At 38.6% G+C, this 23,964-nt stretch carries 17 protein-coding genes; 9 read left to right on the top strand and 8 right to left on the bottom strand.

Annotated features, from left to right (window positions below; translation table 11 throughout):
• Positions 1–21: 21 nt before the first annotated feature.
• A complete protein-coding gene (locus LY11_RS05410; RefSeq protein ID WP_111632720.1) occupies positions 22–3,189 on the bottom strand; it encodes a SusC/RagA family TonB-linked outer membrane protein in 3,168 nt (1,055 codons plus the stop codon).
• A 592-nt stretch (positions 3,190–3,781) separates the two neighbouring features.
• On the opposite strand from LY11_RS05410, the gene LY11_RS05415 reads away from it, so the two are divergent.
• On the top strand, positions 3,782–4,681 hold the full coding sequence (locus LY11_RS05415) for a S66 peptidase family protein (RefSeq protein WP_111632721.1): 900 nt from the start codon (positions 3,782–3,784) through the stop codon (positions 4,679–4,681).
• Positions 4,682–4,839: 158 nt separating this feature from the next.
• Here the strand turns inward: LY11_RS05415 and LY11_RS05420 are convergent, their stop codons facing one another.
• From LY11_RS05420 to LY11_RS05435, 4 genes are all read right to left on the bottom strand, one after another.
• Positions 4,840–6,375, bottom strand: coding sequence for an IS1182 family transposase (locus tag LY11_RS05420; protein WP_111632722.1), 1,536 nt, complete (start codon positions 6,373–6,375; stop codon positions 4,840–4,842).
• Between the two features lie 180 nt (positions 6,376–6,555).
• Positions 6,556–8,037: a SusD/RagB family nutrient-binding outer membrane lipoprotein gene (locus tag LY11_RS05425; RefSeq protein ID WP_111632723.1), complete on the bottom strand. Its 1,482-nt coding sequence runs from the start codon at positions 8,035–8,037 to the stop codon at positions 6,556–6,558.
• Between the two features lie 12 nt (positions 8,038–8,049).
• Complete coding sequence (locus LY11_RS05430) at positions 8,050–11,322, bottom strand: SusC/RagA family TonB-linked outer membrane protein (protein WP_111632724.1); 3,273 nt, start codon at positions 11,320–11,322, stop codon at positions 8,050–8,052.
• 630 nt (positions 11,323–11,952) lie between these two features.
• Positions 11,953–14,439: a M14 metallopeptidase family protein gene (locus LY11_RS05435; RefSeq protein WP_111632725.1), complete on the bottom strand. Its 2,487-nt coding sequence runs from the start codon at positions 14,437–14,439 to the stop codon at positions 11,953–11,955.
• A gap of 148 nt (positions 14,440–14,587) precedes the next feature.
• On the opposite strand from LY11_RS05435, the gene LY11_RS05440 reads away from it, so the two are divergent.
• A complete protein-coding gene (locus LY11_RS05440; RefSeq protein ID WP_111632726.1) occupies positions 14,588–15,889 on the top strand; it encodes a UDP-N-acetylmuramoyl-tripeptide--D-alanyl-D-alanine ligase in 1,302 nt (433 codons plus the stop codon).
• A gap of 112 nt (positions 15,890–16,001) precedes the next feature.
• Here the strand turns inward: LY11_RS05440 and LY11_RS05445 are convergent, their stop codons facing one another.
• From LY11_RS05445 to LY11_RS05455, 3 genes are read right to left on the bottom strand one after another with little or no spacing between them, the layout of a single operon-like run.
• Positions 16,002–16,484, bottom strand: a complete 483-nt coding sequence (locus tag LY11_RS05445) for a gliding motility lipoprotein GldH (RefSeq protein WP_111632727.1) — start codon at positions 16,482–16,484, stop codon at positions 16,002–16,004.
• Positions 16,471–17,934, bottom strand: coding sequence for a PSP1 domain-containing protein (locus tag LY11_RS05450; protein WP_111632728.1), 1,464 nt, complete (start codon positions 17,932–17,934; stop codon positions 16,471–16,473). The genes LY11_RS05445 and LY11_RS05450 overlap by 14 nt, the downstream gene beginning before the upstream one ends.
• A gap of 2 nt (positions 17,935–17,936) precedes the next feature.
• Entirely contained in the window at positions 17,937–19,085 is a 1,149-nt protein-coding gene (locus tag LY11_RS05455; RefSeq protein WP_111632729.1) for a DNA polymerase III subunit, read from the bottom strand.
• Positions 19,086–19,124: 39 nt separating this feature from the next.
• Between LY11_RS05455 and ruvX the strand changes: the two genes are divergently transcribed.
• The 7 genes from ruvX (at position 19,125) to LY11_RS05490 (ending at position 23,915) form a co-directional block, all read left to right on the top strand.
• The gene (gene ruvX, locus LY11_RS05460; RefSeq protein ID WP_111632730.1) at positions 19,125–19,541 is read left to right on the top strand and encodes a Holliday junction resolvase RuvX; all 417 of its coding nucleotides are present in this window, start codon (positions 19,125–19,127) and stop codon (positions 19,539–19,541) included.
• An 8-nt stretch (positions 19,542–19,549) separates the two neighbouring features.
• Positions 19,550–20,185 (top strand): O-methyltransferase, encoded by a 636-nt coding sequence (locus tag LY11_RS05465; protein WP_111632731.1) that lies wholly within the window; start codon positions 19,550–19,552, stop codon positions 20,183–20,185.
• 3 nt (positions 20,186–20,188) lie between these two features.
• Positions 20,189–20,899 carry a glucosaminidase domain-containing protein gene (locus LY11_RS05470; RefSeq protein WP_245952618.1) on the top strand — a complete coding sequence of 237 codons (711 nt, stop codon included), beginning with the start codon at positions 20,189–20,191 and terminating at the stop codon, positions 20,897–20,899.
• Positions 20,899–21,735, top strand: a complete 837-nt coding sequence (locus tag LY11_RS05475) for a glucosaminidase domain-containing protein (RefSeq protein WP_111632732.1) — start codon at positions 20,899–20,901, stop codon at positions 21,733–21,735. The genes LY11_RS05470 and LY11_RS05475 overlap by 1 nt, the downstream gene beginning before the upstream one ends.
• A 100-nt stretch (positions 21,736–21,835) precedes the next feature.
• Entirely contained in the window at positions 21,836–22,534 is a 699-nt protein-coding gene (locus LY11_RS05480) for a hypothetical protein (RefSeq protein ID WP_245952619.1), read from the top strand.
• Positions 22,531–22,854: a hypothetical protein gene (locus LY11_RS05485; protein WP_111632734.1), complete on the top strand. Its 324-nt coding sequence runs from the start codon at positions 22,531–22,533 to the stop codon at positions 22,852–22,854. Before LY11_RS05480 ends, LY11_RS05485 begins: the two co-directional genes overlap by 4 nt.
• Positions 22,855–22,889: 35 nt before the next feature.
• Positions 22,890–23,915: a DUF3078 domain-containing protein gene (locus tag LY11_RS05490; RefSeq protein WP_111632735.1), complete on the top strand. Its 1,026-nt coding sequence runs from the start codon at positions 22,890–22,892 to the stop codon at positions 23,913–23,915.
• Positions 23,916–23,964 lie beyond the last annotated feature (49 nt).

Raw genomic sequence — 23,964 nt, forward strand, 5'->3', positions numbered from 1 at the left:
CTATATCTTTTAATATTCTCATTAGAAAGTAACTCTTAAACTAGCACCGAAGTTTCTGGTATTTGGAGCACTTTGAAGTTCCAATCCACGAATATTTCCAGCTCCCTGAGTACTTAACTCTGGATCTACAGGGCTATTTGGTGCGTAATAATAAAGGTTTCTTCCATAAACTGTTAAACGAATATTTTTAATAGCTTTTGTTTTTAAAACACTTCCAGCAAGATCGTAGCTCAAAGTTATTTCTCTTATTCTAAATGTTGTTGCATCAAATACGTTGAATTCGCCGCCTCCGATTCCACCAAAACCACCGTTCCAGTAACTCTGTCCAGGAATTTGAATGTTATTTTGCCTGAAAGTTCCATCACTATTTTGGATGACACCAGGTAAAATATGTGGTTGCTCACGATCCACAGCAGTAACCTCAAGAGAACCATTCGCTCTTAGTGTAGATGCTGTCCATGAAACGATATCGCCTCCTTTTTTGAAATCGACTAATCCTGAGAAAGTAAAGTTTTTAAACCTTACTGTATTTGTCATACCTGCTGTCCATTGTCTATTTGGATTAGCTATAATTTGATTAGGAGTTAGTGAAGAGTTGTATAAACCAGTATTTGGATCTACAATTAGTTCGCCAGATGGACTGCGTTGGTATTTACTCCCCACAATCACACCAAAAGGCTGGCCTTCATAAATAGAAGGGATGATTCCTCCAAAAACAGAACCTGCAATCTGGAATGAAGTTACACCAGGTGCTATATAGATAACCTTACTATCATTTTTTGAGAAGTTAGCTGAAATATCCCATGATACATTTTTGGTTCTTACAGCACTTCCATTCACCATTAATTCAACTCCTCTGTTTCTTAGCTGACCTATATTTGTGGTCTGGCTTGTATAACCTGATGAAGCTGGTAATGCCACATCCACAATCTGGTTTTTACTTCCCTGAGAGTAGAAAGTTGCATCAAAGGTAAGTCTGTCTTTGAAAAAACCAAGGTTTGCACCTACTTCATAAGAGGTAGTAAACTCAGGCTTTAAATCAGGAGCTGCGATTTGGTTGTTTGCACCAAATCCTGCAATAGGACCAAAAGGAAAAGAAACACTGGCAGTATTATTTCCAAAGGTACCATTCTGATAAGTATTCTGAATTTGATAAGGAGTTGCATCTCTACCCACTTTAGCAATGGAAGCACGAATTTTCCCTAAAGAAAACACATCCGATTTAATATCAAATGCATCACTGAAAACGAAACTAGAGGAAACAGATGGATAAAAATAAGTATTGTTATTTACAGGAAGTGTAGAAGACTGATCAATACGTCCTGTCGCCTCTAAAAACAAATAATTATTGTAGCCAAAAGAAAGCTGAGTATAATAGCCTAAAAGACGTCTCTTAGTATCGAACTCAGAAGTATTTGTGAAATTCGTTGAATTGCTGATGTTGGTAAACCCAGGAATTGCAAGACCTAATCCTGATGCAGATACATTCTGGTAAATTCTCTGGTTAATATTCTGACCTAATAAAGCTGTCATGTTCAAACCATCTGTGAAAAGATTCTTTTTCTTAGCTGTAACAATTAAATCTCCATTCAATTCATTTCTATAGAATGTATCATCCTGAATAGCACCAGCGGATCCTGTTGCCTGAGTTGAACCAATTGTAATATAACGCTTTCTTCTATCAGTATAGGTATCCAAACCAAGTCTGTAACTTACATTCAGCCAGTCAAAAACATCATACCCAACGTTAACATTTCCAAGGAACCTTGTCAGATTACTTGTGAACGTATTTTCATTTGCAGCGTAAAATGGATTATCTCTTCCTGGAATGTACCAGTTATTTGATCCGTCCGGTCTTGCATAATTGTTTTTATAATAGTCAAGATCAGTACTTCTTGTTACACCATATAGACCGAAAATTGTACTACCTGCACCATTACCCTGAGTGGTTGCACCGTTTTGTAAAGTATTGAAATAATTAATACTTCCGGAAATAGTCAGTTTATCAGATAAGGCAGAAGAAGCGGAGAAAGCTGCATTTGTTTTTTTGAACTCAGAAGTTGGAAGAATTCCGCTTGTACTTGAGTTTCCGATAGAGAATGAATAATAGTTTTTAGCATCTCCACTGTTTATCGAAAGATTATTGTCCCAAGTATGACCTTGTGAGAAGAAATCATTGATATTGTTAGCGAAATTTGTGTAAGGGATAACGTCACCTGGTTTATAAGTAACCCCGTTAACGTAAGGTGACGTACCTGGTGCAACGATTAAGCCATTTGCCAAAGTAGGAACAGTTCCGAATTTTGGGCCTAATGAGTTAGTCGAAATCCCATTGAACAAACCACTCGCACCTTGTCCGTATTCATTCTGTAACTTAGGGAAGCCATAAACATTCTGAACACCATAAGCGCTGTTTAATGCAATAGATAATTTTCCAATTCCGCCACTTCCTTTTTTAGTAGTGATAACTACTGCTCCATTTGAAGCTCTTGAACCATATAATGCAGCAGCACCTGGTCCTTGTAAGATGTTGATCGACTCAATATTGTTTGGATCTAAATCTAAAGCCCTGTTTGCTGGTTGGTTACCATATAAGGTACTTACTGTTTGATCCAGGTCATTACTGATTGGAATACCGTCTACCACAAATAATGGCTGATTGCTTCCCGAAAAAGAAGACATACCACGTAAAACAATGTTTGTAGATGCACCTGCGCTACCGCTGGCTCCAGTAATTTCAACACCTGCAACTTTTCCCTGCAAAGCATTTAAAATGTTTCCGTCACCTCTGTCAACAAGCTGATCGTTTTTAATTGTTTGCGTAGCATACCCAAGACTTCTCTTGCTTTTTACTACACCCATAGCTGTTACAACTACTTCTCCCAATTGCTTTGAATCTGCAGAAAGAGAGACGTTAATAACGTTTCCAGAACCAATAGCCCTGATGTGAGGAATGTAGCCTAAAGACAAGAATTCTAATTCTTTTGCATTAGCAGGTACTTTGATAGAGAATTTACCGTCTGCCGCAGCACTTGTTCCGGTGGAAGTTCCTTTGACCTTTACAGTTACGCCAGGCAATGGAAGCCCATCTTCTTTGCCTGTAACTGTACCGGTAATTGTCCGCTGCTGAGCTATTGCAGGAATTGCAAATAGCATGGCCACGAACAAACTTTGTAGAAGTTTTTTCATAAAATCTTTGGTTTTTAGTTTAGTTAATTAATCCAAGATAGCCGATTAGCTTACAGAAAAGTGGCAAAAAAAGGCGAAAAAGATCTTTATGACATTTAAATGACTAAAACGATAAAGTACTGCACAATAAAGCATTACAAGCATACAGAGCCTGATTTATGAAACATAATTAAGCTGAAACAACAATATATTTAATCAAAAAGACAACAAAAACTAAAATAAACAACAATAAATAATTAATTATCACGTTAAACTCTTAATTTCTGTAACAGTATATGTTTTCAGAAATTTAAAAGAAAACATTGCAATCAGCTGATTTTAAGAAAAAACGATTAATCAGTATAAAAACAAATTCAGTGTCAAAATTATCGCAACTAAAAGAATGTATTTAAAGCATACAACTTCAGAAGAACAATTATAACCTCAAAAGAAAACACACACATAACTGTAACGAAACAGCTACATTTAAACTCAAGCCCTTTAGCAGCTCAAATCCAGAATAATGCGTACTGTAAACTGCCCGGTAAACAGATTGCTTATATTACCATAATTCAAGACTATTTGTATTCTTTTGTAAGCTTTAAAAATTTTTATGAACATTCAACCTCTGCATTTAAAAAAGGGAGACAAGATTGCAATTGTCTGTCCGGCAAATAAATTAAAGAAATCTATAACCCCCGCAGTTTCGCTGTTCGAATCCTGGGGACTGCAGGTTATCCAGGGAAAGAGCGTGCATGCAGCTCATTTTCAATTTGCAGGAACTGATGAACTGAGAGCCGCTGATCTGCAAACATTTCTGGATGACGTTGAGATCAAAGCAATCCTTGCTGCCAGAGGCGGATATGGAGGCATCCGCATCCTTGATCAATTGGATTTTACCTCATTTAATAAATGTCCAAAGTGGATTGCTGGCTTCAGTGACACCACTGCTTTGCTTTCTCATATCCAGGCTGCGTTTAACATCCAAAGCATCCATGGGCAAATGCCTGCCTCCTTTGAAACAGGTACCCCCTTATCCTTAGAAACACTTAGAAAAGCCCTGTTTGGGGAAGCACTTCACTATTCTTATAGCAGTATAGACAAAAACCGCCATGGCCAGGCAGAAGGAATTTTAATTGGAGGGAACCTATCACTATTGGTCGCCATGCAAGGTTCAATCTCAGAAATGGATTATGCTGGGAAGATCTTATTTCTGGAAGATGTTGGAGAACATGAATACGCGATAGACAGAATGTTGCGTATGTTGAAACGTGGCGGGAAATTAGCCGGTTTAAAGGGATTAATCATCGGAGCCTTTAACGAGATCGAACCACAGGAGATTCCTTTCGGACAAACACCAGAAGAGCTCATCATGGAAATTGTCAGGGAATATGATTATCCGGTCTGTTTTAACTTCCCTGTCGGGCATATCGCAGACAACAACGCATTGATTATTGGAAGAAATGCGATAATGAAGGTGGGCTACAACGAAGTCAAACTAGCATATAAATAACTAAAACCAAAATACTACTATAAAAAAAGAGGTTGTATCATTGATAAAAAGATGATCAATCTCTTTTTTTTGTGTTCAGTATTTTATAGCTGCATGATTTTGGATTTTTGTGTTTCCTAATGGTTATTTCTTTAAGAAACAGCAAAAAAAAACCTTTTTTAGGCTGCTTTTTTCCTTAAGTTCTGTGCGATAGTTAATAATCCCCATTCTATTTCTACTTTTTCTTTTCCCCGGAGCATGAAGCGACGGAACCCATGGTTTTGTTTAATATTTGCGAAGACCGGCTCAACATCGAAGCATCGCTTTTTTCGATGTCTTATTCCTTCTTCAGTATTTAATAGTTCATGTGCCTTTTGTTTTAACCTTTTCAGGTTAACATTGATCTCAATGATGCGGTTGGTTTTTGATTTATGGCAGATGCCATTTAAAGGACAGTTACTGCAGTTTTTAGCCTGGTAGCTTCTGTAGATCTGCTTGAACCCGGTTGTGGTTTCTTTAGTGGTTTCACCGATGTAATGCATCTGTTGTCCCATCGGGCAGATATAAACGTCCAGCTGGTCATTGTAAAACAACTTATCGGCGGCAAAGGGATATTTCTTGTTATACATATCATTTTGCCCCTTGTCAAACATGTTATATTTTACATAAGCTTCCATTTGCTTTGCTTCAAGAAGCGTATAATTCTCTTCTGATCCGTATCCGGCATCTGCAGTAAGGGTTTGGGGCACTTTGCCAAAGCTGCTTTCATGTTGCTCCAGATGTGTTTTTAACGTAGTGGTATCTGTCGGGTTGGGGTGGACGGTGTAATTTACAATGAACTGGTTAGAAGTAGATAGCTGAATATTATATCCCGGTTTGAGTTGGCCATTTAGCATATGATCCTCCTTCATTCTCATAAATGTAGCATCAGTATCGGTTTTGCTATAGCTGTTTCTTTCTCCAAGGATAACCTCCTGCTGCTCATATTTTGCAATATTTATTGGGAAGTGCTGATTAATGTATCTGAGCTTTGCTTTTATCTTTTTGTCAGCCTGATCATTCTCAGCCAGAACTTTATTGAGTTTTTCAACAGTAGCTTTTACGCTTTCCTTATTGATTGTGGTTGCGCTGGGTGGCTCAGGCATCAGGTCTTCATCAGCGGCAACACTTTGTGCATAATCCCAGATCTCAGCCAACTGCTTTTTCATCTTTTCTTTGTTGGTCTGGATTGATTTCTTCCAGACAAAAGTGTACTTATTGGCATTGGCCTCAATCTTGGTCCCATCGGTATAAACCTGGTCAATACTCAGCAGCTCTTCTTTGGCCAGAAGCTTAACAACTTCTTCAAAGACACTGCGCAGTGCATGCTTAAGACGTACCCCACGAAAACGGTTGATGGTATTGTGATCAGGCTTGTTCATCGCACTCAACCACATAAAAGGAACTCTTTCCCTGCAAGCTTCAGCTAACTTGCGACTGGAATAAATATTAGTCACATAGCCATAAACCAATACTTTTAAAAGTAGAAGGGGGTGGTAATTAGAACCGCCACGTACATGATAGGCTTTCAGAAGAGGTTCAACATTGATTGCATTGATCACATCATTGACAATTCTTACGGTATGGTCCGCAGGTATAAGATCATCAAGATTGGGCGGGAGCGCCATGAGCTGGTCCTGATGGTAGGGTCTGAAAATAGGTTTCCTTACTGCCATTTTTTACTAATTATAACCACTTAAATATATGAAAATCAAGTGATTAAATAAAATAAAAATAGAAAAATATTACTCTAAATTACTTAAGATCAGTAAGAAATAAATTCTTTAAAACAAAAAAGAGCCTGTAATCATGATTTATGATACAGGCTCTTTTTTTATAGCAGTATTTTCAATTATTTAATTCTTTTTACCCCACCAAACCGGAACATTTAAAGCAATGGTACCAGGATAATTTAAGTTAGTAACAGCCTCACTGTTAGGATATAGCATTCTTCTAGGCGGTACAGTAGTTGTTGCAGGTGCAGCTTTTGAAATGATCAGGAAGTCTGGGTAACCTGTTCTACGGTATTCAGACCATGCCTCAAACCCCTGGAATCCACACATTGCATAATATTTCTGTACGATAATCGCTTTAACTTTTGCCTCAGGCGAAGCTGCTGCATTTAAAGCTAATATTCCATCTTTTGCATTAGCAGTGTAAGTTGCAGCTGCAGTCGGATCAGTAATTCCGGTTGCAATAAAACTTTCACTGATTCCTTTTATAAACAATGCGTTAGCATCACCATTCGCCCATCCTCTTGCAACAGCTTCGGCCTGTAAGAAATAACTCTCCGAAGAAGAGATTAATTTAACAGGAGCCACAGCTGAAAGTGCATTGTTTGGACTTGCACCTACTAAAGCAGATGGAGTCGAGACAACAGCAGTTGGGAATTGAGCAAAAGTTCCTTGTACTAAAGCTGTGATCTTAGTATCTGAACCAACTGGATCATAAAATTTAAGAACCCTGGGATCCGAATTGGCAACAAACTGATTCACAGCCGTTGCACTTGCAACCAGATTCTGTGCTCTGTCTAATCCAACGATCTCATTGTACAGTGGATTATCATTACCACCAGTAGAGATATATTTAATTGCCGCATCCTTAGTCAGGAAAGTTGGGCTGGTTGCATATAATGCAGCTATACCCGCACTAGCTTTAGCAGGATCTACATTTGTTAATCTTAAATAGGCTTTAAGTTTTAGGGTATTTGCAAAAGCTTTCCATTGTGCCATATCGCCTTGAAAAACTATATCCTGAGAACCCGGAGCCTTAACCGAATTGGCTACGTTAATTAAAGCAATTCCCTTATCAATATAAGTGAAAATACTATCATAAACAGCAGCCTGAGGAATATACTTAGGTGACAAATTAACCGTTTGTAACGCATCTCCAACAGGAATATCACCAAACGCATCGGTCGCAACCTGGAAAGTATAGGCTTTAGTTAAATAAGCGATACCTTTTGTCTGCTCAAGACCACCAACTTTACTGTCAATAATTAATTGTGCATTGATTAAAGCTTTCGTATAAATACGGCTCCATACGCCATCAAATGCTGTATTCGGATCATTATAACGTTCAATTGATCTATACTGACTTGCACTAGGGCCTTGTGTCCAGAATTGACCCCATATGTTACCATAAACCTGGAAATAATTTCCAACAACCATACCTAGCCCAGCCTGGGAAACAGGTAACAGTAAGTTAGGATCTGCATTACTTGGCTTATTAGGGTCCTGGTTAACGTCTAAGAATTTTTTACAGCCTGATAAACCTACCACGCCAATAAAAACAAGAAGTAATAACTTCTTAGGATTAAATATATATTTTGCTCTCATAATGAGTAATTTTTAAAATGAAACTTTTAGATTGATACCATAATTTCTTACAGAAGGCTGTGCAGTGAAGTCGAACCCTTGTGCATTTGAAGCACCAGAAGAGTTGATCTCAGGATCTGCATAAACGTTTTCTTTAGCTGTCCATAAGAATAAGTTGTTCCCGTATAATCCAATAGTTAATGCACCAAAAGGACTACGTCTTAATTGATCCTTAGTAAATTGATAAGCAATGCTTGCAGAACGAAGCTTAATGTAAGAAGCATCGATTACGTTTACCCCAGGAGCAACATTACCAGTATAATAATCTTGCTTGTTATAAGTTGCTGTAGTATTTACTACTGAAGCACCATTTTCTATATAAACAGAGTTAGGATAGATAACATTCATTCTGTCACCACCTGTAATCTCAGCAGCTCCTGAGAAACTTAAGATATCTTTAGTTCTCGAGAAGAATTTTCCACCCTGTTTAGTATCAAACAATACGCTTAATGATAATTGTTTGTATTTGAAAGTTGATCCTAATGAAGCCTGGTAGTCTGGATTGTAGCTACCTAAATATTGAGCATTCTTAGTTTGAAGAGGTAAACCGCTTGATTTACTTACAATAGTCCTGCCTTGGTCATCAGTTTGATTAGTAACACCATAGAATTCACCGTAAGGTCTGCCAACAGCAGCAACGATACCCATTCCACTAAATCCACCGATACTAACCTGATCAACACCAGGTAAAAGTGAGATAACTTTACTATTGTTTTTAGTGAATGTTCCGTAAACTTCCCAAGAGAAATCAGTAGTTTTTACTGGAGTACCTCTTAAGCTTAATTCAACACCATTATTTTGAATTTCTCCAGCATTTAACACACTAAAAGAATAACCTGTTGAATTAGGAATAGGAACTGGTAAAATTTGATTTTTAGACTTGTTTTTATAGTAACTGAAATCTACAGAAAATCTGTTATCGAAGAAACCCAATTCTGTACCTACCTCGAAAGATGACGTTTTCTCAGGTTTAAGGTTAGCATTTCCAATAGTATTGTCAATCATTAAGCCTGGAACATTGTTGAAAGGGAAAACTGTACTTCCAAAACCTCCTGTAACATTTCCACGAAGATAGTTTGTAGCCAATTGGTAAGGATCGGTATCATTACCAACCTGAGCCCAACTTGCACGAACTTTACCATAAGTTAACCAGTCAGAGATTGAAGAACCCTTCAACAATTCAGAGAAAACAAATGATCCACTTACACTAGGATAGAAGAATGAATTATTTTGTGGAGGCAATGTTGAAGACCAGTCATTTCTAGCCGTTGCTTCTAAATAAATTAAGTTTTTGTAGGAAAGGTTTAAATCTGCATATAAACCAAATAATCTCCTTTTGCTGATCTGATCAAATATAATATTAACAGGACCATTACTATTTCCTAAGTTATACCATTCAGGAACAACTAAACCAGAAGCCGCATTTGTTGCAGTTTGATTGATTGTACCAGATCTTTGGCGAATGTTGTTACCCAACATCAAAGATCCTTCGAAATCATCATTGAACTTATGACGTGCCGTAACCATTAAATCATGTACCAGCTCAGTAACATTAAATTGGTCAATTTCATAATTTCCAGCACTGGTTCGTCTATCTCCATTTGGATTATACATATTACCGGTATCCGCTGGACTAAAACTGTATTTTGGAGTGATCAATCTGCGTCGGTCTGAATAAGTATCAATACCAACTCTTTCTTTAACATCTAACCAATCTGTAGGTTTGTAACCAATATTGAAATTTCCAGTTACACGACTGATGTTATCAGTATTCTGGAAATTTTGCAATACATAGTATGGGTTCTGAGTATAAGTACCATAATAACCATAAAGATCATCATGAATTACTCCATCAGCACCTGTATAACCATAACCATTGTATTTGTTACTCAAATCTTTCAAGCTACTCAAATCAATATCTCTGGGCGTTTGATATACGTTATTTAATACTGAAGAATTACCTTGTCCACCACCAACATTGGTACTGGCTACATTAGTATAATTGAAGTTAACACCTGCTGAAAATTTATTACTGAAGTCAGTATTACCATTAAATCTTACTCCATATTTATTATACTCATTACTTTTTCCAGGGAAAACTCCGTTAGAATTCAGGGCATTTAAACCTAAATAAAAAGTAGATTTATCAGAACCACCAGAGAAACTAAGGTTATTATCTGTTGCAAATCCCGTTTTAAAGAAGTCTCTAACATTATCTTTAACTGCTGAATAAGGTTTTTGTTGACGAACACCGTCAATCTCTTGTCCCCAAGGCTGTACAACTCCTGTAAAAGGAGCTCCCCAGCTACCATTTTCTCTTGGATCATTCACATATTGCTGAACACCATTAATAACCTCAGGTTCACCATCATCACCAACTGCATAATAACCTTGTCCATATTGATTTTGGAATTTAGGCAATTTTAAAATTGAAGAGAAGGTGTTGGAAGTGTTAAAAGTAATAGAAGTTTTATCAGCACCTTTAGTACCACTTTTTGTAGTAATAATCAAAGCACCGTTAGATGCACGTGATCCGTAAAGAGCTGCCGCAGCCGGTCCTTTTAATACGGTTACCGAAGCGATGTCATCAGGAGCAATATCATTTCCTCTGTTACCAAAGTCAACACTTGATCTGTCATCACCGCTACCAGCTTTACTACCACCAGTAATACTGGAGTTATCGACAGGTACACCATCAATAACAATCAGTGCCTGGTTATTTCCATTGATGGAAGATCCACCACGAAGAACGATACGGGATGAACTACCAGGAGTATTTGAACTCGAAGTAATGTTTACCCCAGCTACTTTACCAGTTAAAGATGTAATTGCACTTGGGTTCCCGCCCGATGTCAATTCATCGTTTTTAATAGTTGGCGCAGAATAACCTAATGTTCTCTTTTCTCTCTTGATCGAATTTGCTGTAACTACAACTTCACTTAATGATTTCGTATCAGCAGCAAGGCTGACACTAATTACATTACCTGCTTTAATTTCAACAGATTGGTTAAGATATCCTAGTGAACTGAATTCAAGGCCTGTAGCTCCTGCTGGAACTTTGATCGCGTACTTTCCGTCAGATCCAGATTGTGCTCCTCCCTGAGCTCCTCTGATTTTTACACTGACACCAGGAATAGGCTGCCCGTCATCCTTTCCTGTCACAGTACCAGTTATTGTTCTGTCCTGAGCCATAGCAGCTACTGCAACGCATAGGAACAAGAATAAACTTAGTATAAGTTTTTTCATAAAAAATATTTGTCTAGGTTGTTAATAAGTTAATTAGGATCTAAGATAAACTAAAAAACTATTATTATTATTTTTTTACTTCTTTTTCGTGTGTTGTAACATAAAAATCATAAACCCGCATTAGATAGGGTAAAAGGTTATATCAGCAGCAAAACCGGCACTTTATAAACCTGAAATTTAACAATAATTCGAAAGAGAAGATCGAATTTTCAGCATGAATTATTACACTATGGTGAAAACTATATAATATAAGGAAAAACAATCATCGCCTTAATCTGCGGTTATTAACCTGGCAGCTCTCCTAAATAGCGCTGATCCCTGAAATTTCATATTAATCGTTTTAATGTTCATTAAACGCGAATTGTCACCGGGAAATAAGCTGAGAAGAAACTAATCATACCTGGTAGAAACGTTATGTTTTCAAACTGTATAATGCAATAAACCTGCACCTTCATCAATATTTTGAATAAAAAAAAGGGGGCTTAACAGCAACATTAGCCAAACATTTCATAGCGGCAATAATTTAAGTTTGCTTTTTAAACCTTAACCCGATTTTTATTATCAGAAGTAATTAAAAATATGACATAAAGAAAACAATTTAACCTCTATCCTTATAGGACCATCCTCTATTTAAAAAACAAGGAAAATAGTATTTACAAAAAGTTGCTTGCCACTTTCCCAAAACGAACGGAACAATAAATTCCCGCAGAGATATACAATATTTCCTTTGCCCGATGGCTGAACTCCAAACAGCATCCCCTCTGTTAGTTTTTCCTGTACATTTTTACCAGCAATTCCAGTGACGTAAGCATTCTGCTTCAACACACCTACATTCCATCCTTTTTGTAAAGGCTCGTAAATTTTGTCATCCGTTTTTAAAGTATAATAAACATCCCCCAAACCAATAGAAAAGGGATGACTCTTATCCAGGGTAACTTTATAAATAGCTCCGGGAATAGCATCTGCCGTATTATCCCTGTCCTTCTCTTTATAACTACGAAAAAAACCTTCCTTTGCTATAACGGCCGGAAATTCCTTCTTTCTGATTTCAAATGGCTTAATTCCCGCTACACTTGAAATTGCATCTTCCAGCAGAATTACTTTACCACCAAGATTAATCCAATCCTCCAATTTTTCCATATTCCTGCGCATATAAGCACCGTCAGGCAAAATCAGAACATTGGTTGTGGCCAGGTTCAAGCCTCCAATACTTTGTTCTGAGATAATATTCAACGGATAGCTCAGTTCCTGTTCAAAAAAGTGCCAGACTTCTCCCACACTCTGTGCAGAAACATCGTGACCAGCAACCATCGCAACTTTAGGTACCGGAAGTAACGGGTAAGCAGAAGAGCCTAAATCCTTTCCTTTCTCTACGTAACTGCCGGCAATAGCAAAGAAAGGTTTCTTGTATTTTTTAGAAAGCATAACAATATCCGCTTCAATAAACTTATTGAGTTTCTCATTCTCAGCCCTGTAAATTAATAATGATCCAGCCTGACGAATCTTTCCACCGACAGTAAAAGCTTGTTCAGCGATGCGTACCTTAATATTTGCCCGGTGCAGCGCAATTAAAATCTGAGCATCGTCAACTGCGTCCCAGGATAAAACCCATCCATATGGTTTTGCTAACAACAGTGCGCTATCTTTTCTGGGTTCGGGCTCCGGGAATTCACCGGCAAAGACCTCTTTACATGCAAAAGCATTCAGGCCATAAGCATAAGGTAATGCCCAGGCGGTAATATCGTAAGTATTTGAATCTGTCACCATTGTCTGAGGTTCAAAGAGTACGTTAGCAAGAACAGAAGCGGGCTGTTTAAGGCTGATCACCATGTCATTCCTCCCCATTCTGAAAAGTGCCGTCTTTTTTGTCCCGAAATTAAAGCCTGCTATTGTTTTATCCCCGCCATAGGCATATTTGATATTGTTCTTTGTTAACAAAGCAGCCATTTTTTTCATTCTACTTTGGTTATCAGCTTTTACCACATAGGTTTTATAAATCCCCGGAGGATAAGAAACGGCCTGCGTAAAATATTTTTTAAACTCTGCAACAAGCTTATAGGCATTATCAGATACCGTTTCTAACGTAGCCAGCCCCGTTGTCAGGTGATGATTAATCCTGTCCTTTAAAGTTAAAGAATCACCGCTGGCAGTCACAACAGCTAAACCTGCGCCAATTCCACCTTGCTCGTAAGTCATTCCAATCGCGCCATTATATAAAGGATAAGTATCTCCATAAGAAGGGTATAATAGATCGAATCGTTCTTTTGTAAAATATTGCCACCCATTTTTATCGAAATATCTGGCATTATTCTTCCCGGCTATTACCTGGAATTCACGCTGAAAAGCCGTTATATCCTGATGTACCGGCTCAGCGGCAGGCGCAAAATAGTAGGGTTCATTATAGCTTTGTTCATGAAAGTCTATATGTACCTCAGGCATCCATTGATGGTATAAAACCTGTCGCTGTTGTGTTTCTACCTGTGATTGCCAGGCCCAATCACGGTTAAGATCAAAGTAATAATGATTAGGGCGGCCTCCTGGCCAGGGCTCAATATGTTCTCGGGAAAAGGGGTTTGCGTCAGAAACAAGACCTGCTACCCCTGTATAATAATTAATATACCTTTCTCTTCCGTCAGGATTCAAACAAGGATCAATAATAACGATGGTATTTTTGAGCCAGTCTTTTGTTTGCCGGTTTACGCCTTCAGCTAAAGTGTACAGCATTTTCATAGCTGTTTCTGATGAACTGGCTTCATTTCCATGAACATTATAACTTAACCATAAAATAGCAGGCTGTTTATTGAGATTGAGCTGCCCGCCTTCTGCCTTACTCAAACTTAAATTATTCTTTCTAAGCTGCTCCAGGTTACTCATATTCTCTTTTGAGGAGACTACAGCCACCAGTAGCTCACGGTGCTCATATGTTTTCCCATAATTGATCAGTTTGATATTATTATCTGCTGTGGACAGATATTTAAAATAAGCCAGGATTTGATGATGCGGCGTAAACCTTGTGCCTAATGGATAGCCTAAAAATTCGTCCGGAGATTTTAGCTGTGCCTGAACAGCCGTAAAGCAGATAAATAACGATAAAAATAAGAGCGTAATTTTCTTCATCAGGCTGGTTTATACAGGTTCTTAATAATAAGTTAATTTAGACATTGTTTAAATTTAAACGATTTCTTAACACCAAAGTACTAAAGAATATTTTTTGTTTGTAATCCATAATGTAATTTTACCAACGATTACTACTACAACCTACGCCATGTCCCAAATTGAATCTATTTATAAGCATTACCTGTCAAACCCGGTTATTTGTACTGACACCAGGAGTATTAGTGCAGGCTGTTTATTCTTCGCACTGAAAGGAGAAAACTTCGATGCCAATACATTTGCTGCAGAAGCGCTAAAACAAGGTGCTGCCTATGCAGTTATAGACAATGAGGAATACAGGATTAATGATTCTTGCCTATTGGTTGAGGATGTCTTAACTGCTTTGCAGGATTTAGCCCGTCGCCACCGTAAACAACTTCACATCCCTATTGTTGGCCTTACAGGAAGTAATGGAAAAACAACAACTAAAGAACTGATCAATGCAGTGCTTAGTGAAAAATATAAAACCTTTGCGACAAAAGGCAACCTGAACAATCATATTGGTGTTCCTTTATCAATTTTAGCCATTGCTCCTGGTATAGAAATAGCAGTAATCGAAATGGGTGCTAACCACCAAAAAGAGATTGAATTTCTATGCACTATTGCACAACCTACTCATGGGATGATTACCAATATTGGAATGGCACATTTGGATGGGTTTGGAGGTTTTGAAGGAGTAAAAAAAGGAAAAGCTGAGTTATTCACTTATCTCAAAAATACGGACGGTACAGCCTTTATCAATAGAGACAATCCATACATTATGGAAATGAGCGGTGTTGCCGGATTAACTCACCTGGTTTATTATGGAACCGAAGGGGAGAATTCTGTGACCGGCCAGCTTTTAAAATCAGATCCGCTGATTGAACTGAGCTGGAAAAAACAGGCGGAAGCTTTTAAAGTTAAGGCAAACCTGACAGGGGCCTATAATTTCGAAAACATCCTGGCTGCAATTTGCATCGCTTCTTTCTTTGAGCTTAGTCCCGATCAGGTTAATAAAGGCTTAACAGCATACTTTCCGAATAATAACCGTTCACAATTGACTAACACTGCAACCAATACTGTCATTTGTGACTTTTATAATGCTAATCCAAGCAGCATGACTGCAGCACTGGGCAATATTTCTATTCTGGAGGCCAAAAATAAAGTTGCTATTATCGGTGATATGTTTGAACTGGGCCCGGAAACTGAGCAGCAACATCATTTGATAGCTGCTTTAGCAGAAAAATCAGGGTTAGATACCGTCATTTTAATCGGCAAGCATTTTTATGCGTTAAAAGATGTTTTTAAAGGGTTATTTTTTAACACCCCGAAGGAAGCTGAAGCCTGGTTGAAAGAGAATCCAATAACAAATAGTCTTGTTTTATTAAAAGGTTCAAGAGGTATGGCTTTAGAGCAATTATTGCCAGTCTTATAAAACAAGAATTTTATAGAGGTTGCGGCTAGGTTGTCTTTTAACTTCAGATAAAATCAAAAAAATCCGGTTCTGTAAACAGCCGGATTTTTTAATAAATAGCAATAATATGTTTTTATTTTACTGGAACCCCGGAAACGGTAATTCCTGCATCGCTGATTTCCTTTAAAGGATTATCGCGCATATTCTGTTCAATTTCAATAGTATACTTTCCTGCTTGCGGAAAATGATAATTAGTCAGTAACGGAAGAACAGAAGTATATAGGTTTCCTGAACCTTTGCCCATCCACTGACCGTCAGACTCTGCCAGTTTATATTCATAACGCCTGGTGATTTTAGGTAAACCAGGGCCACTCAGGTGCATTAAAATATAAATATTAGAATACCTGTAATTAGCAGTATGTCTAAGCTTGAAGTGCAGAGATACAGGCATTGCAGGATCTTTGATCTCTGCAGTGCCCTTAATCTTATTCACATAGCTCCAGTTGCGCTGGGGCATTTCCTCGTTTGTATCAATCAGGTTATTTGTATTACATCCCAGCATTCCTGTTGCCAGTACACCGGAAAATAACAATACAAAAATCTTAATTCTCTTCATTCTTTGGCTTATCCGTTGGTTTGTTACGTCTGCGGTTATTCCTCGACCTGTTGTTTCTGCTGGCAGAAGGGGCCTTAACAACTTCCCCATCTTCTGTTTTAACCGCCTCAGTTGCCTTTTTCACTTCTGGATTCCTTCTGTTTTCAGCAGATTTCTGGTTAGTTTGAGCTGCCTTTTGAGCTGGCTGACCTGGTTTCACCCCTGGCTGGCCTCCTTTTGCATTTGGTTGTCCCGGTTTTACGGCTGGTTGCCCCGCTTTTACTGCAGGCTGTCCCGGTTTTACACCACGTTCAGACCTGTTAGGCGCATTCGTTTTATTTCTGTTATTCTTTGTATTTTTATTCCTTGGTTTATCGTCCAGACGGGTTAAACTATCCTGACCAACAACATTTTCATAATCAGGGATTTTCTCCACAAAAACTGTGGTTGCCAATTCTACAGCTTCATCTTTTAGATTAACTGGTTTCTGACCTTTTTTATTCATGGCCATGATTTCTTTCACACGGTCCACTTTTAACGGAATCCAGTCTTCCTGATTTGGATAACTGAACCACATTAATTTCTTAAAAATATCTGTTTTTTGGTGACGTGCTGTCCCTATTTCAGTCTGAAGGCTTTCTACACGATCCGGAATATCCTTTAAAGCATCAAGATAAGTATCCAGTTCATAGTTTAAACAGCATTTCAGCTTACCACATTGTCCGGCAAGTTTTAAAGTGTTCAAAGAAAGGTTCTGGTATCTTGCTGCTGCAGTAGAAACTGTTTTGAAGTTAGTTAACCAGGTAGAGCAGCATAATTCACGTCCGCAAGACCCTATTCCCCCTAATCTTCCAGCTTCCTGACGCATTCCGATTTGCCTCATTTCAATTCTGATGCGGAAAGTTTCAGCCATTTTCTTGATCAGCTCCCTGAAATCCACCCGCCCTTCGGCAGTATAGAAGAAAGTCGCTTTGGTTTTATCTCCCTGATAGTCTACGTCACTGATTTTCATCGAAAGACGCAGGTCAAGAGCCAGCGTACGGGCCTTGTGCATGGTTTCCCACTCCAGATCCTTAGCCAGTTTCCATTTGTCTACATCAGCTTCAGTAGCTTTTCTATAGACTTTGCGGGTCACCTGATCCATTGGTGTTTTACGGCGTTTCATCTGCATACGCACCAGTTCTCCTGTTAAAGAGACGTGGCCAATATCATATCCGCCAGTAGAACCTTCTACCGCAATCAGTTCCCCGATTTCCAGATAAATATTATCAGTATTCAGATAAAATTCCTTTCTCGCACCTTTGAATTTAACCTCTATAACCTCGAAAGGCTTATAATTAGAAGGCATGTCCAAATTAGACAGCCAATCGTAAACTTCCATTTTCTGACAACCTCCAGTAAGGCATGAGCCATTACTTTTGCAGCCTGAGGGGGCGCAACCGCCACCTGTAGAACAACTTCCACATCCCATAACTAATTGTATATATGTTGAGTCCCTTTCGGGAGCGTTTTAAACTTGATTATTTTTACCAATTGTAAAGATACATCTAAAAATAGTATTTTAGGATTAGCGTTACGTTCTATATGGTAATGTGCTTGCTCCAGCTCCGTGATAATTGCAGAAGCCATATTCAGATCCAGTACGTGTTTGCTTAGTTTTTGTGCAGTCTCAAGCGTTCTGGCAGGCAATTTCACTAAACTATCTGCTCCGCTCATCAGTAAACTGCACTCTCTTAAAAAGCTGATTCCGTACTTTAAAAAATTCTTTTGATTTTCTCTTCCCCAGCTTGCCGCCTGATCTACAAAATTGACCAGATCAAGTACCCGGTTCCCATAACCCATCCTCAGCCACTCTGCAAAAACCTCTGCATTATCATTGTGTGCCTGCGCGGCCTGCAGTTTGGCCTCAATTAAATTGCCGTCTGCCAGAAAACTATAGGTCGCTGCCTGTTCTTCCGACAGATTGTGATTGCTGGTCAGATAATTTTGAACAGTTTCAAAAGGAAGCTTCGGTATTTTGACAATTTGTGTCCGCGATAACAGCGTAGAAAGGATATGTTCCTGATTGGTTGCCACCAGCAGGAATAAAGTATTTGCAGGTGGCTCTTCAATAATTTTCAACAAAGAGTTTCCTTCTTTTTCCAGATATTCAGGCAACCACATAATCAGCACCTTCGTTTCTGCTTCAAAAGCTTTATAACTTAATTTCTTGATGATGTCATGGCATTCAGCGATATTGATATTGGCCTGTTTATTTTCAGCACTTAATTGTAATCGCCAGATGTCAAGGTCAACATAAGGGTCTGCCAAAAGCATCGTTCGCCATTCTTCCAGTACATCGACAGCAATTTTAACATCTTTCGATGCAAAAAATGGATAAGAGAAATGTAAATCAGGATGGATATATCTTTCGTACTTCCGGCAAGAAGAACAAACACCGCAACTATCAGTATCAGATTTATCTAAACAATTGATATACTGTGCGTAAGCAATAGCAAGAGGCAAAGCCCCCGTCCCTTCTGCAGAGAGAAATAACTGGGCATGACTCACCCTGTTTTCCACAACTGTCTGTATCAGCTGACGCTTTATTTCCTCTTGTCCAACGATCTCTTTAAACTGCATTTGGTGCAAAATAGTAAATTTATAACAATCTTTGCAGCTATGTCCCGTATTATCGCATTTGATTATGGTACCAAACGTATCGGCATTGCCGTTACAGATCCACTGCAAATTATTGCTACAGGACTGGATACCATACACCCAAAAGATATTGTCGAATATTTGAAAAAATATCTGCTGACTGAACAGGTGGAAGCTTTCGTAATCGGAGAGCCTAAACAAATGGATGGCACTCCATCTGAGTCTGCACAGCATGTGAAAGGCTTTTCTACGACCTTGAAAAAGAACTTTCCCGAGATCCCTCAACATTGGATTGATGAGCGTTTCACGTCTAAACTGGCACATCAGACTATCATGCAAAGTGGCCTGAAAAAACAGGATCGCCGGAATAAAGAACGGGTAGATACGATCGCTGCAACAATTATTTTACAATATTTCATGGAAGAACACCGTTTATAGAACATCACATGAGCCTGATTAAAGAAGACTTACAACTTTTATTACTGAATTTCTGCGAACCGGAATCCGAATTGTTACAGCGGATTGACCGGGAAACCAATCTGAAGGTTTTAATGCCAAGAATGCTTTCAGGCCATTATCAGGGCCGTGTTTTAAGCATGCTCAGTAAGTTGATTACCCCTAAACGTATTCTGGAAATCGGCACCTTTACCGGCTATGCTACTTTGTGTATGGCAGAAGGCCTTGCCCGGGACGGGATCATTTATACTTTAGATAAAAATATGGAACTCGAAGACCGCGTCCGTGGTTATTTCGCCGTTTCACCTTATAATTCACAAATAAAATATATCATGGGTGATGCCACCCAGACCATCAATGATTTAAACGAGACTTTCGATCTTGTTTTTATTGATGCGGATAAGAAAAACAATGGTACCTATTACGATCTGATCTTTGATAGCGTAAGACCGGGTGGGTTAATCATTGTTGATAATGTATTGTGGAGTGGAAAAGTACTAACACTCCAACAAGACAGAGATACCATTAATATTAGTACTTTTAATGATAAAGTTGCTGGGGATGACAGGGTTGAGAAATTAATCTTGCCCGTCAGGGATGGCTTGTTTATCATCAGAAAAAAATAAAATATGATAACAAAAAAACTAATGCTGATTTGGCTGGCACTAATTTTACTGGGCTCAGCTGCCCAAAGCCAGACTGTTACCCAGTACGTTGAGGAACACACAGATCACGCACAAGAATTAATGAGAGCATATGATGTACCGGCAAGTGTAATTCTTGCGGTCGCCATTCATGAATCCGCAGCTGGTAAAAGTAAAGTCGCCCGCCATCTGAACAATCATTTCGGCATCAAAGGGTCAAACAGTAACGCTGAAATCAATTCTTCTTACCGTGATTTCGAAAGCGCGGATGAATCTTATGATAATTTCGTCGAGGTATTACAAAACAGATCTTCTTTCAGTAAATTGTTCGATGAGTGTGATCAATATGATTATGCAGCCTGGGCAAGAGGGATTCAGCGGGGCGGTTATGCCAGCAGCAGAACCTGGGCTAAACAGGTCATCGCAATTATCAATAAATACGAATTGTATCGATATGATGAAAGGCCTGATGACTATGCAGAACCAGTAAAAATTGCGCCCGTAAGTATCAAAAAGCATCATAGCCGTAGTTATAAAGCTAAGAAACATCGTTCATCTGTTAAATTTTATACCGTTAGAAAAGGGGACAACCTGAATAAAATTGCGGAATCACATGGTACTTCTTCCCTATCGCTGATGCGTAAAAATGGATTAAAGAAGTCGGCACTTAAACCTGGACAAAAAATCAAGCTTTAATGAAACAGACCTTCTTACTCTTCGCTGTAGCGATCGTTTTCTTATCCTCGTGTAAATCGAGAAAGTATCACCGGAACAATGTGCAGATTGAAAAAGCTGCCAATAAAGCGAATCCGAATTATACTGATTACAATACGCTGAGCTATATCGAAGCTTTTAAGGGTGTAGCCATTGAAGAAATGAATACTTACGGAATTCCTGCAAGTATTACCCTGGCACAGGGCATTATTGAGTCTGGCAGCGGAAATAGCAGTCTGGCGAAATATGCCAATAATCATTTTGGGGTTAAATGTACGGCAGAGTGGAAGGGGAAGGCCTATTATAAAGATGATGACCAGCGTAATGATTGTTTTCGGGTTTATAAAGATGCCAGGGAGTCTTATAAAGATCACTCTGAGTTTTTAAAGAGAAAACGTTATGCTCCTTTGTTTGAGCTGGATAAAAATGATTACAAAAACTGGGCAAAAGGGTTGAAACAAGCTGGTTATGCAACCAATCCAAAATATCCGGATATGCTGATCAATACGATTGAGAAATACAATTTGCACCAGTATGACCAGTCGGAGTCTGAACCGGATAAAATAAAACGTGAAGACCGTGTGTTTACGGAAATCAACGCAAATATCCCTAAGGAAACGAAGAAGTTTGCACCGGTAGAAATAACTGCCCCTAAACAGATTATCAACACGACAGACCCTAATTACACCGTTCAGAAAGGAGATACACTTTATAACATTTCCAAAAGGTATAACATGACTGTGGACGAATTAAAGTCTCTGAATGGTCTTTCGGACGAAGGTGTAAAAATAGGACAGAAGCTGGTAGTAGTTAAATAATGTTAATATAAGCCGTTTAGCTTCGTCTTATTCGTATTTTTGCTGTGCAATGAAACCTACTCTTTTATTCCTTTTCTGTTGCTTTTTTTGTGGTATAGCTTTGGCGCAAAAGAAATCTGTGCAAGGGTTTGTCATAGATAAAGTGTCCAAACAGCGTTTGGCTACGGTGTATATCTATAATTCTCATAATGATGATGGGATTTATAACAACAGTAAGGGCGAATTTACAACGCAGGCTGCTGTTGGTGACACCTTATTCGCGGTACGCCAGGGCTATGGTCTGGATACGGTAGTCTACAAAGGAAGTGCAATATTTTTTCAATTAAAGCCGCTGGCTATTCAGTTGAAAGAGGTTTCTATCATTGGAAGCTCACTCTCTCCAAAGGAGCGTTATGCGCAAAGAACAAGAGAATTTAAGTATGCGACTGACCTGGGAAGTTCCCGCGATTTACTGAACTTAAGTTCAAGGGGGGTCGGCTTAGGGATAGACGCGATTTATAATTTGCTGAGCAGAAAAGGTAAGAATGCAAGACATTTGCAGGCGATCCTGGAAAGAGATTATAAAGAAGAAATTATTGATTACAGGTATAGCCCTGCTTTTGTAGGCCGTGTACTAAGAATTAAAGATTTTGAACTGAAGGATTTTATGCAGCAGTATCGTCCGAGTTATGATTTCGTCCTTGCAGCCTCTGACTATGCTTTTATAGTATTTGTGAGAAACAACTATGCTTCCTATAAGCGGAACCCGAAAGCTTTCAGGCTACAACCGCTTCCTGTGATTAAAATTGAACATCCATGAGATACTGGCCCGTAACCTGGAAAGGCCTTCCTGCAAATGCAATGGCTATTTTCCCGTTTATGTTCTTTAAAGATCCTGGTCAGAAAAATAATGCGTTATTGATCAATCATGAAAAAATCCATTTCTACCAGCAGCTGGAGCTCCTGATTCTTCCTTTTTATATTCTTTATTCGATAAATTACCTGGTTAACCTGTACAAATACAGAAATCACAGCAAAGCTTATTTTAATATTAGTTTCGAAAAAGAGGCCTACGCTAATGAATTGGACATGAATTATCTGAAAAACAGGAGACTGTATTCGTGGTTTAAATATTTATAATAAATCCTACGAACATTTTTCTTTTCTTTGTATTAATGAGAGGTATATACGCATGTTTGCTATTTGTATTTGCAGTTTCAGCACAAGTCAGTGCACAAGAGATAGATACAGTTCCTATTACAGTTAAAGACTTTGACCTTAAGCTCAAAAAAAGTCCGTTGCCTGTACTAAAAGGTATTATCGTGTTTAAACCGGTGGAGATAAATCCGCTGATTGTGAGTTCCAAGGTAAATTACTGGAAAACCAAAACTGCGATCGGGATTAATGTGAACCAATCTTCTTTCAGTAATAACTGGAGTGGTGGTGGGGTGAATTCACTGGCAGTAGAAGGATTGGTCAATTATAAAGCGGAATACAAAAAAGAAAACTACAGTTATTTAACTGAGGTTGATTTGCGTTACGGAAAAATAAGAAATAAAGGTCAGATACAAAAGAAAACAAATGACCGGATATTCTGGAATAATACCGGTGCATTCAAAATCTCTAAAAACTGGAATTTATTTACCCAGGTAACTTTTGAATCGCAATTTGATAACGGATATTCTTATTCATCGCCTAACGGAGTAGAGACTCCCCTGCTTATTTCTAAATTCATGTCTCCGGGCTACCTGACAGAATCTTTCGGTTTTGAATACAAGCCGAATAAGTATTTCTCTACACAATTTGGTACAGGTGCTGCAAAACAAACGTTTGTACTCGATAACAAAGCACTGGCAGCGGCTGACCGGGCTGTAAATCCAGATCCTGCGAATCAAAAAACTGATTTTTATGGTGTTCCGGTAGGCGACACTTTCAAAAATGACCTGGCTTTTCAGATCACTGTTAACTTTGAAAAAGACATTTTTCACAATGTCAACCTGAAAAGCAGATACTATGTCTTTGTGCCATACGATCATGTCGAAAATATGAAACACAGACTGGACGTGACTTTAACAACGAAAGTCAACAGGTTTATGAACGTTACATTGAATGGTGTTGGAATATATGATAAGACGATCAGTGAAAAGATTCAGGGCAGCCAGTCTTTAGCGATGGGCGTAATGTTTGTGTTCCCGCGCTAAATACCTTTGCATCCTATTTTAATGTTGATTGTTATTAAAAATGTTTGCA

It is taken from the genome of Pedobacter cryoconitis, assembly GCF_003259615.1.
Classification (GTDB): Bacteria; Bacteroidota; Bacteroidia; order Sphingobacteriales; family Sphingobacteriaceae; genus Pedobacter; species Pedobacter cryoconitis.